Annotated in this window: 8 protein-coding genes and 1 pseudogene; 2 read left to right on the top strand and 7 right to left on the bottom strand. The window is 69.8% G+C overall.

Annotation, left to right across the window (positions count from 1 at the left end):
• Positions 1-90 precede the first annotated feature (90 nt).
• The gene (locus JAO81_RS32515; protein WP_199551564.1) at positions 91-1,683 is read right to left on the bottom strand and encodes an MDR family MFS transporter; all 1,593 of its coding nucleotides are present in this window, start codon (positions 1,681-1,683) and stop codon (positions 91-93) included.
• 152 nt (positions 1,684-1,835) lie between these two features.
• Here JAO81_RS32515 and JAO81_RS32510 point away from each other — a divergent pair, with 152 nt between their 5' ends.
• The gene (locus JAO81_RS32510) at positions 1,836-2,423 is read left to right on the top strand and encodes a TetR/AcrR family transcriptional regulator (protein ID WP_199551563.1); all 588 of its coding nucleotides are present in this window, start codon (positions 1,836-1,838) and stop codon (positions 2,421-2,423) included.
• A gap of 12 nt (positions 2,424-2,435) precedes the next feature.
• On the opposite strand, the gene JAO81_RS32505 is transcribed toward JAO81_RS32510, so the two are convergent.
• The 5 genes from JAO81_RS32505 to JAO81_RS32485 form a co-directional block, all read right to left on the bottom strand.
• Complete coding sequence (locus JAO81_RS32505) at positions 2,436-3,104, bottom strand: M23 family metallopeptidase (RefSeq protein ID WP_199551562.1); 669 nt, start codon at positions 3,102-3,104, stop codon at positions 2,436-2,438.
• 525 nt (positions 3,105-3,629) lie between these two features.
• A complete protein-coding gene (gene cseC, locus JAO81_RS32500; protein ID WP_199551561.1) occupies positions 3,630-5,045 on the bottom strand; it encodes a two-component system sensor histidine kinase CseC in 1,416 nt (471 codons plus the stop codon).
• Complete coding sequence (gene cseB, locus JAO81_RS32495; protein ID WP_199551560.1) at positions 5,042-5,755, bottom strand: two-component system response regulator CseB; 714 nt, start codon at positions 5,753-5,755, stop codon at positions 5,042-5,044. Before cseB ends, cseC begins: the two co-directional genes overlap by 4 nt.
• A 9-nt stretch (positions 5,756-5,764) precedes the next feature.
• Complete coding sequence (locus tag JAO81_RS32490; RefSeq protein ID WP_307813974.1) at positions 5,765-6,280, bottom strand: hypothetical protein; 516 nt, start codon at positions 6,278-6,280, stop codon at positions 5,765-5,767.
• 164 nt (positions 6,281-6,444) lie between these two features.
• Complete coding sequence (locus JAO81_RS32485; protein WP_165334147.1) at positions 6,445-6,984, bottom strand: SigE family RNA polymerase sigma factor; 540 nt, start codon at positions 6,982-6,984, stop codon at positions 6,445-6,447.
• Between the two features lie 630 nt (positions 6,985-7,614).
• On the opposite strand from JAO81_RS32485, the gene JAO81_RS32480 reads away from it, so the two are divergent.
• Positions 7,615-10,893, top strand: coding sequence for a S8 family serine peptidase (locus tag JAO81_RS32480; RefSeq protein WP_199551558.1), 3,279 nt, complete (start codon positions 7,615-7,617; stop codon positions 10,891-10,893).
• 236 nt (positions 10,894-11,129) lie between these two features.
• On the opposite strand, the pseudogene JAO81_RS32475 reads toward JAO81_RS32480, so the two are convergent.
• A pseudogene (locus JAO81_RS32475) lies at positions 11,130-12,088 on the bottom strand (A/G-specific adenine glycosylase).
• Between the last annotated feature and the right edge of the window lie 146 nt (positions 12,089-12,234).

The raw sequence follows: 12,234 nt of genomic DNA, 5'->3' as shown, positions 1-12,234 counted from the left end.
CCGGGGGGGGGGGGCAGGGAGCCCCCCCGGCGCGCCCCCCCGGGCGCCCGGGGCCCACGGGGGGCTGCGGGGGCCGGGCTGGGCCAAAGGTCAGACGGTCTCCGCTACGGCCGTCACCTTGTCCCGAGGAGCGTCCCCACCCTCCTTGGATGCCTCGGCCGGCTTGGGGCCCGCCCCCTTGAGCGGGATCTCCTTGACGAAGAAGGCCGCGATCAGCGCGATCACCGTGATGCCGGCGCCGAGCAGGAAGGCGACGTGGGTGCCGGAGGAGACCGCGAACTCATAGGCCTCACGGGCCTGGGTGGGCAGGCCCTTCAGCTGGGCCGGGGTGAGCTGGGCGTTCTGCATGCCCTCGGCGCCGCGCGCCGTCATCTCGTGCAGCACCCGGTTGTTGAACAGGGCGCCCATGATGGCCACACCGAAGGAGCTGCCGAGCGTACGGAACAGGGTGGCCGAGGAGGAGGCGACGCCCATGTCCTTGAGCTCGACGCTGTTCTGCGCGACGAGCATCGTGATCTGCATCAGGAAGCCCATACCGGCGCCGAGCACCGCCATGTAGATCCCGGACGTGAGCTGCGAGGTGCCGACGTCCATCGTCGACAGCAGGAACATGCCGACGATCATCAGAGCGCCGCCGATGATCGGGAACGCCTTGTACTTGCCGGTGTTGGTGGTGATCCGGCCGACGACCAGTGAGACGACCATCATCGAGAGCAGCATCGGCAGGAGCAGCAGCCCGGAGTTGGTGGCCGAGGCGCCCTGGACGGACTGCTGGTAGAGCGGCAGGAAGAGCGTCGCGCCGAACATCACGAAGCCGACCAGGAAGCCGATGACGGCCATCAGGGAGAAGTTGCGGCTGCGGAAGATGTGCAGGGGGAGGATCGGCTCGGCTGCCTTCGTCTGCCACTTGATGAAGGCCGCGAGCGAGACGACGCCGAGCGCGGCGAGGCCGATGATCTCCGTCGAGCCCCAGGCGTACTCCGTACCGCCCCAGGTCGTGACCAGCACGATCGCCGTGATGCCGACGGTCAGGAGGCCGGCGCCGAGGTAGTCGATGCGCGCCTTGGAGCGCTTCTTCGGCAGGTGCAGTACGGCCGTCACGGCGGCGAGCGCGATGATGCCGAGCGGCAGGTTGATGTAGAAGGACCAGCGCCAGCCGAGGTGGTCGGTGATCACACCGCCGACCAGCGGTCCGCCGATCATGGCGAGCGCCATCACGCCGGCCATCATGCCCTGGTACTTGCCGCGCTCACGCGGCGGAATCAGATCGCCGATGATCGCCATGACGCCGACCATCAGACCGCCGGCACCCAGACCCTGGACGGCGCGGAAGCCGATCAGCTGGCCCATGTCCTGGGCCATTCCGGAGAGCCCGGAGCCGATCAGGAAGATCACGATGGACGTGAGGAACGTGCCCTTGCGCCCGTACATGTCGCCGAGCTTGCCCCAGATCGGGGTGGAGGCGGCGGTGGCGAGCGTGTAGGCGGTGACCACCCACGACAGGTGCTCGAGGCCGCCGAGCTCACCGACGATCGTCGGCATCGCGGTGCCGATGATCATGTTGTCCAGCATCGCGAGCAGCATGGCGAGCATCAGGGCGCCGAGCACGACGCGCACGCTGCGCTGCTGAGGTTCTTTCTCCGCCACGTCCTGCGGGGATATCCCCGCCGTCCGATCCGCCATCCCGACCATCTCCCTGGATCCTGGCACTTACTTGCCGCCCGGCTAGTTCGTTACAGTGGGAAGGTAGCTGGGAAACTAGCCGGGCGTCAAGTAAGTTTGGATCCACCCTTGGACCTAGGGCCTCGTAGCCCCTGGGGAGGCAGGAGAGAGCCATGACCAGCAGTACGCGGGGGCCCCGCAGGGGCGACACCCGTAAGCGGATTCAGGACGTCGCGCTGGAGCTCTTCGCCGAGCAGGGGTACGAGAAGACCTCGCTGCGCGAGATCGCCGAGCGCCTGGACGTGACCAAGGCGGCGCTCTACTACCACTTCAAGACCAAGGAAGACATCCTGATCAGCGTCTTCGAGGACCGCACGCGGCCCATCAAGGAGCTGGTGGAGTGGGCCGAGGGTCAGCCGCACGGTCTGGAGACCAAGAAGGAAGTCCTCAGCCGCTACAGCGGGATCGTGATGGACGCGGGCCCGATCTTCCGCTTCATGCAGGAGAACCAGGCGACGGTACGGGAGCTGAGCATCGGAGAGATGTTCAAGGACCGCATCTTCGAGCTGATGGGCATCCTCAAGGAGCCCGATGCGCCGCTGGCCGACCAGGTGCGCTGCATCAGCGCGCTGATCACGATGCACGCCGGCAACTTCCACCTCCAGGACGCAGAAGGCGACCCCGAGGAGAAGCGTGCTGCTGTCCTCGAGGTCGCCGTCGATCTCGTCACCCAGGCCCACGCGGGGCAGGGCAAGAAGTAGAGCGCGGGTGCGTCAGACCGTGACGCCCAGCGAGCGCAGGTAGTTGACCGGGTTGATCGCGGAACCGTAGTTCGGCGTCGTACGGATCTCGAAGTGCAGGTGCGGGCCGCTGGAGTTGCCGGTGTTGCCGGACAGGGCGATCTGCTGGCCGGTGTTCACGTGCTGGCCGACGCGGACCTGGACCTTGGACAGGTGCGCGTACTGCGAGTACTTGCCGTTGTCGTGCTTGATCACGACGGCGTTGCCGTACGCGGGACCGTCACCGGCGCCGTTCGGTCCCGCCTTGACGACCGTACCGGCGTGCACGGATTCGACCGGCGTGCCGATCGGCACCGCGAAGTCCTGGCCGGAGTGCTTGTGGGCCCACATGCCGCCGCCCATGCCGAAGCTGGCGGACAGCGTGTACTTCTCGACCGGGTCCTCCCAGCCGGCGGCCTTCTTGGCCGCGGCCTGCTGGGTGGTGGTGGCGGACTTCGCCTGAGCGGCGGCCTGCGCCTGCACGCTCTCCACCTGGGTGGTGGTCACATCCTGCAGCGCGTCGCCGGCCGCCTCGTCCGCTGCCATGGCGACCCCTGCTCCGAGCAGCGTGGTGGCTGCGAGGCCCGCGGTCACGGCGGCAGCGGTGACCCGGGTACGGGTGAGCAGGGGGCGGGTTATGTGGGACTTGGCGCGCTTCGACATTCGCGATTCCTCCAGGGGGCGTCGGCTCACTCGGGGACGGGAGCCTGGCCTGACATGAACGGACCCGGTCGCGAAGGCCTCGATGAGGACCGCACGGCCGGGGTGGCCATCCCTTGGTAACCCGACGGGACGCTCCCGCCCAAACCGCCCATCTACTACGCAACCTCGTAAACCAGACGGAGGCTGCTCGACCCTTGACGCCTCGCGAAGGCCGGCGCGCGAGTTCGCCGGATTTCTTCCCAAACTTTCCGGTACGGAGGTTTAGGCGCACTTCGCGGGGGCGGCTGAGGCGAGATTCCCGAGGTCCCCAAGCCGTCCTGGGCAAATGGGACAAAAGGTCCCGAGGTCGCAGGGTGAAAGTCCCGAGCCGGACGTCCCGGCGTACAACTATTCCGGGTAGTACCGGACAAATCGCCTGTGCGTCATGTCACGGAGGGGCGGGAGCGGTTGAGACCTGGGTCACCGCGGAGGGCTGCTGCCGCGGGATTCGGACCGCGGCTGCGGGGTTCGGGCCGCGGCCGCGGACTACTTCTGCGGCGGCAGCTGCAGGATCGGAAAGCTCCCCGTGCTCGTCGGCGCGTGCTCCGGCAGCCACAGCACCGCCACCGCGCCTTCCACGGGGCCCTCCTCCGCGCCCACGTTGCGGAACGTGAGCCGGGCGCCGAGCACCCGGGCCTGGCCCGCCGCGATGGTCAGACCGAGGCCGTGGCCGTGTCCCGCGCGGTCGCTGCTGCCCGTACGGAAGCGGCTCGGGCCGTCCGCGAGCAGCTCCGGCGGAAAGCCGGTGCCGTGGTCGCGTACCCGGATCACCCGGCCCTCGACGAAGACCTCGATCGGCGGCTTGCCGTGCTTGGCGGCATTGGCGAGGAGATTGCCGATGATCCGCTCGAGGCGGCGGGGGTCCGTGGTGACCTCCGACTCGTGCAGCACCTGCACCGTCACCTCGGGGAAGGCGGTGCCCACCCGCCGCCGTACGAACTCGCCGAGCAGCAGGTCCTGCAGCTCCGCGCGCTCCGAGGCGCCGTCCAGGCGCGCCACCTCGAGGACGTCCTCGACCAGGGTGCGCAGCGCCTGGGCGCGGTCCTTGACCAGCTCGCTGGGGCGGCCCGGCGGCAGCAGCTCGGCCGCTGTGAGCAGGCCCGTCACCGGGGTGCGCAGCTCATGGGCGATATCGGCGGTGACGCGGCGCTCGGCCTCGTACCGCTGCTTGAGTGCATCGGCCATCGCGTCCACCGCGCTGGCCAGATCGTCCGTCTCGTCGCGTACGACCCCGCCGATGGCCTCCCGTACGCGGACCTCGGTCTGGCCCTGGGCCACCTTGTTCGCCGCGGTCGCCGCCTTGCGCAGGCGGCGCGAGAACTGGCCGCCGATCACGACACCGAGTGCGCTGCCGGCCACGACCACCGCGATCGAGCCGATCACCAAGGCCTGGTCGAGGTCGCTCATGATGCTCGCGCTGCGGTCGGTGAACTTGCTGTGCAGGGACAGGACGTGCCCGTCGCCCACGGGCGTCGCGGCCCAGATGTCGGGCGGGCCGTCCCCGTTGTCCTGCACGTAGGTGGCGCGCCGGCCCTGTGCCGCCTTCGCCTTCAGCTCGCTGGGCAGCTCGGGGTCGTCGAGCCGGGTGTTGAACTGGGTGCGCTTGGTCGTCTCGTAGATCCGCTGCGCGAACACGATCCGCTCGTCCTGCACATCGCGCGCGCTGTCCAGCATCGAGACCTTGGCCGCGTTGTGCACGACCAGGCTGAGCGTGATCGCGACCAGCGCGCCGACCAGGGCGATCGCCACGCTCAGCTTCCAGCGCAGGCCGGTGCGCAGACCGTGCCGCAGGCGCGAGGTCAGCGCGGTGAGGCGGCCGCCGCGTGCCGAGCCGGCGGCAGGGATGCGGCTCGTCCCCGGAGCACGTCCGCGTGCCGTCCTCGGGTCCCCCGTACGGTTCATCCCTTGAGCTTGTAACCGAAGCCGCGGACCGTCTCGATGCGGTCCTGGCCGATCTTCGTACGCAGCCGCTGGACGTGGACGTCGACGACGCGGGTGTCGCCGCCCCAGCCGTAGTCCCAAACGCGCTCCAGGAGCTTGTCGCGGGACAGGACGGTGCCGGGAGCGTGCGAGAACTCCAGGAGCAGTCGCATCTCGGTGGGCGTCAGGGCGACCGTCTCGCCGGACTTGCGGACCTCCATGCCCTCGGTGTCGATCTCCAGATCGCCGAAGGTGAGGACGCCGGTGCTCGCCGAGAGGGCCTCCTCGTCGCCGGCGGACCCCGGACCGCCCGCGTGCCCGAAGCGGCGCAGGACGGCGCGGATCCGGGCGACCAGGACGGCGCCGTCGAAGGGCTTGGTGACGTAGTCGTCGGCGCCCGCTTCGAGGCCCAGGACCACGTCGATGGAGTCGGCGCGCGCGGACAGCATGATCACGGGCACGGTCGACTCGTCGCGGATACGGCGGCACAGCGAGACCCCGTCGAGGCCGGGCACCATCACGTCGAGCAGGGCGATATCGGGCCGCTCGGCCCGGAAGGCCTCCAGGCCGGAGAGCCCGTCGGGCATGGCGGTGACCTGGAAGCCGTCGCGCTCGAGGGCGAGCTGTGTGGCCTCGCGGATGACGTCGTCATCCTCGACGAACAGCACACGCGTCTTGCTCTGATCGGCCATCGCCTGCTCTCAGTTCTCCTCGGGCGCGGCCTCGGCGTCCGGACCGCTCACCGCGCTGCTGTAGTCGTTGTGCACCCGGCCCGTTTCCTGGAACCGGTTTCCCTGCCAGCGATACGTGATGACCTCCTCGCTGGAGGGGAAGGCCACCGGATCGCCCTTGTCGTACAACTGCTGGTTGATGACCAGCTCTCCGCGGAGATTTTCGCCGTATACCGGGGGTTCCTCGGCCTTGAAGACATTCTGGTACTTCTTGCCGTCCGCGCGATACACGTAACTGCCCACGCCGATGCCGTCGGCGCAGGTCATCACATTGACCACGAGGTCGTCGGACGATCCCCCGGTCAGGTTGCCGTAGGAGACATCGACGGGATACGTGTCCTTGAAGCAGGGCTTCAGATCCGCCCGTACCAGGGCGCTGACCGCCGGGTCGTCCTTGATCAGGGCGACCACCTCCGCGGTCTTCAGGCGCTTCGTGGTCGGTGACGGCGACGGTGACGCGGTGGGCGTCGGAGGGCGCTCGCCCACCTGGGCGGCCCCCTCGTCACGGGTGCCGGCGCCGCCGGTGCCACAGGCCGTCAGGGCCACCCCACAAAGGGCGAGGGCGGCGAGCCCGGCCGCTGCCGTGCTCCCCGCCGTCCGCGTGCGTCCGAACGAGGCCGTCCCTGTCCTCGCCGGGCGCCTGCCACGCTCTAGGCCGCGCAACGCTCCTGCTCCTCACGCTCCAGGAACCGTCCGTCGAGATCACGGCTCTCCAGTTCCTGGCGCAGTCGGGCGAGCGCGCGGTGCAGGGTGCTCTTGACGGTGCCGGCGGACATGCCGAGCGCCTCCGCGGTCTCCTCGGTGGACATCTGCTCCCAGTGTCGCAGCACGACCACGCTGCGCTGCTTCGGGGCGAGCACCTTCAGGACGTCCATCAGGAGCGCGCGGTCGGCGTGCTGCTCGGTGGAGTCGTCCATGCCGGTGTCGGGCAGCTGCTCAGTCGGCACTTCCTCGATACGGCGGGCGCGCCACCACTCCGTACGAGTGTTGATCATGACGCGGCGCAGATAGGCGTCCGCGAGCCGCTTGTCGGCTATGCCGTCCCAGCGGTGGAACGTGCGGACCAGCGCGGTCTGCAGCAGGTCCTGTGCGTCGAGCGGGTCGGGCACCAGGCGGCGGGCGCTGCGCAGCAGGGCGTCCTGCCGGGTCCGTACGTACTCTTCGAACTCGAGCACCTCGCCGTGCGCCATTCCAACCGCCTCCGTTCAAATCCCCGAATGTGCTCCGAAGTGGAACCCGATCTCTCGCTGTTCCATCTACGAAGCTACGGAGGCGGTGTAACGGGGATTCGCGAGCGAGCCTTCGGTGGCCGCACGGCTGGCCCTCGGTTGTGTAACAGAAGTACGTGGGGCGTAAAGCGCCGCCTTGTATGCCCTGGTCCGGGGTGAGTTCAGGCCCGTATAAGCGCACCTCGTAAGCGTCCCTCGTAAGCGTCCCTCGTAAGCGCACCCCGCATCGGCATGGGCGCCGTCCCCATCTGTCAGCGGCAGGCACTTCCGGCCGTCACCCCGCGCGCCCTGTCCGGAGCGCCCCGTAGCGGTATACCAAGAAGAGGGGAAGGCCTTTCCGGCATACGGGGGCTTACGGTATACCGCGAACCGACGGCCTATTGATCAGCCCTGGAACCGCCTGAATACTGCGCCGCGCAAGCAACTTCTGGCGCGTAGGCGCCGGTTGTCGCCGGCGGTGCATCTGGCCAGGACACTGCACGACGGTCGGGGGGCTTCGCCAAGCGGCGACCCGACCCATGAAGGATTCACGTGCGAAGCCAGGCGAGAAGACCAGGCCTCGTCGCCTTGGCCGCCACCGCGGTCTTGGCGATGACAGCAGGAGCCGCCCCGTCGGCGGGAGCAGCCGGTACCCCGGCCGTCCCGCGGGCCGACAAGGCATCAACCCCCCACCGCGTACAGCTGATCACCGGCGACATGGTCGAGGTGACCGACGGCCGGATCACCGGGATCCATCCGGCGAAGGGCCGCGAGGGCATCCCGGTGTCCGTGCGCAGCGACGGCAGGCACGAGTACGCCGTGCCGCTGGACGCGCAGCGCCTGATATCCGAAGGCAGGCTTGACAAGCGGCTGTTCGACGCCACCGCCCTGGCGACGAAGACCTCCCGCGAGGCATACAAGAACGGCCTCAAGGTCATCATCGGCTACAAAGGCGCCGCCTCCGCGGCCCGCACCCAGGTCGACGAGGCGGGCGCCACCAAGGTGCGCCGCACCCTGAAGTCCCTCAACGCCGAGGCCGTCACCACCCCGGCCGAGGATCTGCCTCAGCTCTGGAACGCGCTGACTGACAACGGTGTCAGCCGCTCCGCCGCCTCCGGTGTCGACAAGGTCTGGCTGGACGGCACCGTCAAGGCCCGACTCGACGTCTCCGTCCCGCAGATCGGCGCCGACAAGGCCTGGGCCGCCGGCTACGACGGCAAGGGTGTGAAGGTCGCCGTCCTCGACACCGGTGTGGACGAGACCCACCAGGAGCTGGTCGGTCAGCAGATCGTGGAGAAGAACTTCTCCACGTCCGCGGACGCCAAGGACCGCCAGGGCCACGGCACCCACGTCGCCTCGACCATCGCGGGCAAGGGCGTCAAGTACAAGGGCGTCGCGCCCGGTGCCCAGCTGATCGACGGCAAGGTGCTCAACGACTCCGGCAGCGGCAGCGAGTCCGACATCATCGAGGCCATCGAGTGGGCGGCCGGCGAGGGCGCCGACATCGTCAACATGAGCCTCGGCGGCGAGGACAGCCCCGGCGTCGACCCGCTGGAAGAGGCCGTCAACACGTACACCGCGCAGGGCGTGCTTTTCGCCATCGCGGCCGGCAACGAGGGCCCCGGTGCGAAGACCGTCGGCTCCCCGGGCGCCGCCGAGGGCGCGCTCACCGTCGCGGCCGTGGACAAGAGCGACAAGCTCGCGGACTTCTCCAGCCGCGGCCCGCTGGTCGGCGACGCCGGCATCAAGCCGGACGTCTCCGCCCCCGGCGTCGACATCACCGCCGCCTCCGCTCCCGGCAACTCCATCGCGGCCGAGGTGGGCGAGAACCCGCCGGGCTACATGACCATTTCGGGTACGTCGATGGCCACCCCGCACGTCGCGGGCGCCGCCGCGCTGCTCAAGCAGCAGCACCCGCAGTGGAAGGCCGCTGAGCTCAAGGGCGTGCTGACCGCGTCCACCAAGGACGTCGGCTACACCGCGTTCGAGCAGGGCTCGGGCCGTATCCAGCCCGACAAGGCGCTCGGCCAGAGTGTGCACGCGACACCGGTCTCGCTCGACCTCGGCACGGCGGCCTACCCGCACGAGGACGACGAGCCGATCACGAAGACCCTCACGTACAAGAACGAGTCCGAGGCCGACGTGACCCTCGACCTGACCGCGAGCGGCAAGGGCCCAGGCGGCGCGGCCGCGCCCGAGGGCATGTTCGAGGTCAGCCCGGCGCAGCTCACCGTCCCCGCGGGCGGCACCGCCGAGGCCACCGTCACCGCGGACACCAAGGTGGCGGCGCCCGACGGGCAGTACAGCGGCGCGGTCGTCGCGACCGGCGGAGAGCAGAGCGTGCGCAGCGCGTTCACGGTCAACCGTGAAATCGCCTCGTATCCGGTGGAGTTGAAGCACCTGGGCCGCGACGGCCAGGCAGCCGGGTACTTCCAGACGTACGTCACCAAGCTCAGCGAGAACTACGACACCGTCCCCGAGTTCGCGGTCGACGAGAAGAGCGACTCGACCACGCTGCGCCTGCCGCCCGGCACGTACACCGTCCAGTCGATGATCATCGCGGACCGTGCCGACCTCTCGAAGGGCATCGACTGGATCGTCCAGCCGAAGCTCGTGGTGACTGACAAGGGCTCCACGGTCACCCTGGACGCCCGCACCGCCAAGCCGGTGGACATCACGGTCCCCGACAGCGGGGCCACCGCGACCCAGGCCTTCATGTCGTACGGCGTCAAGATGGGCTACCGCGACAACCGGTTCGCCTGGCAGCTGGCCTCGTACGAGAACTTCCGCTCCGCGCACCTCGGACCCGAGATCACCGACGGCACCCTCACCCAGGTCTGGGACGCCGACTTCGTGAGCGGCGACAACACCCAGTACGCGCTGGTCTACGGCGGTGCGGTCAACCGCCTCGCGGACGGCTACACCAAGCACGCGAAGGCGGGTGAACTGGCGCGGATCGACGCGGGCATGGGCTCCCTCGCCCCCGGCAAGACCGCCTCGTTCTCGCCCATCGGCACCGTCAGGGCCGGGAGCAGCAGTCTGCAGGGCTATCCCTCCGGCCGTCTCGTGCCGGCGCTGAGCCGGCAGAACCTGTACGTCTCCACCGAGAACGGCGTCACGTGGACGCTGTTCGCCGACCAGATCGGCGACCCGCTCCCGAACGGGTGGCTGCCGACCGAGGTCGGGTACGTGCGCTTCGGCAAGACGTACGAGGCAGGACGGACCTACCCGATCGACTTCAACACAGGGGTCCACGGGCCGGTGTTCGACAAGAAGGAGTCGGCGGGCATCATCCGCTCCGGTGACACGCTCTACGCCTTCCTCACCATGTTCTCGGACGGCGCCGGCAACGAGATCACCCCCTTCGTCGACATCGACCCGCCGAAGGCGACCACGGCCCTGTACCGCAACGGGGAGAAGATCGCGGAGAACGACGGGGACCTGAGCTTCACCTCGTTCCCGCTGCCGAAGGAGGACAGCGAGTACACGCTGACCACCTCGCAGGTCCGTGACCCGCAGTACTTCAGTGCGGGCACGCGGATCGACGCCAGCTGGACCTTCCGCTCCAAGGCCGGGGACACGGCCGAGGCCGCGGCCTCGACGGTCCGCTTCCACCCGGCCGTGGACCTCGCGTCGACGGTCAAGGCACACCGTCCGGTCCTCATGCCGTACGAGATCCAGGGCGCGGCGGCCGGTGGCAACCTCAAGTCGCTGAAGGTCGAGGCCTCCTACGACGGCGGCGAGCACTGGGTCACGGCGCCGGTCGTCCTGGGCAAGGCCGTGGTGTTCGCGCCCGCCAAGGGCAAGGGCATCACGCTGCGCTCGACCGTCGTGGACCAGCAGGGCACCACGTCGAAGCTGACGGTTCACAACGCGTTCCGCGGACGCTGACCATGCAGGCAGCGCCTGGGGTGGGCGACCCTAATCCGGCCGGGCACCCAACAGGTGCCCGGCCGCTGGTCGTTGTGCTGGTTGTGGCGCTGGCCGTTTCGCTGGCCGTTTCGCTGGTCGTTCGCTGGTCGTTCGCTGGTCGTTCTGCCGGTCGTTCCTCTGTGAGCCGGTCGATTGTCAGTGGGGGTCGATAGCCTTGAAGGGCTGGTGCGGCCCCCGGGAGGGAGGGGTCTGTCCTACGTCAGCGGCAGCCGGTAGAGCCCGCCCTCCATCGGCTCCACCAGCCCATCCGCCACCAGCCCGTCCAACGCCCGCGCCCGCTGGACCGGTTCGTCCCACACCTGATCGAGCGCGGCCTGCGGCACGGGCGCGACAGCCTCCCGCAGGACGGCGAGCAGCTTGCCGCGCACCTGGCGGTCGGTGCCCGCGTAGGTCTGCCCGCGCCGCGGCGGCCCCTCGTGCTCGGGCTTGCCCGCACCCAGCCACGCGCAGGCTCGCCCCCCCCCACCCCCGCCCCCTGCGCGGCGACCGGGCACGCACCGCCCTCCTCGCTCTTGGCCGTGCACACCAGCGCGCCCAGCTCCATCGAGGCGCCCGCCCAGCGTGCGGCCGTCGACTCCTGCTCGGGCAGCAGCTCGCGGGCGAGCCGGCGTTCGGCGGCGGTGGTGGCGTTGGGCGGATAGCGCACACCCATCACCGCGCGGGCGAACACCCGGCGCACATTGGTGTCGAGCACGGCATGCCGCTGTCCGTACGCGAAGGAGGCGACGGCCGCCGCGGTGTACTCGCCGATGCCGGGCAGCGCCAGCAGCTGGGCGTGCTTGGCCGGTACGTCGCCGCCGTGCCGTTCCGTTATGGCGACGGCCGCGCCGTGCAGCCGCAGCGCCCGGCGCGGATAGCCGAGCCGGCCCCAGGCGCGCACGGCCTCGCCCGGTGCCTCCTTGGCGAGGTCAGCGGGGCGCGGCCAGCGCGCGAGCCACTGCTCGTACACCGGGAGCACCCGGTTCACGGGCGTCTGCTGCAGCATGAACTCGCTGACCATCACGCCCCAGGGGCCCGCGTCGGGGCGGCGCCAGGGCAGGTCGCGGGCGTGGGTGTCGAACCAGGCGATGACCTGCCGGTGCAGGACCTCGTGCCCGGTGGACTCGGTGGGGGGTGTTTCGGGCGTCTGGGGGGAGAGTGCGGTCGCAGTCATGACGCTGGGAATCCTCCCACGACTGGGTTACGCGACGGGGGTGGCGCGCTTCAGAGCCACCCCGGGGCCTGGGTTCTCTCGTGACCTTTCCCCCCCCTCCGCGGGCCCACACGGGGACGACCGGGGGGGGAGGGCAGGCCCCCCCA

This window comes from Streptomyces sp. N35, from assembly GCF_016464295.1.
Taxonomy (GTDB): Bacteria; Actinomycetota; Actinomycetes; order Streptomycetales; family Streptomycetaceae; genus Streptomyces.
The sequence above is the reverse complement of the archived record's forward strand: the minus strand, read 5'-3'. Positions and strand labels throughout refer to the sequence as shown.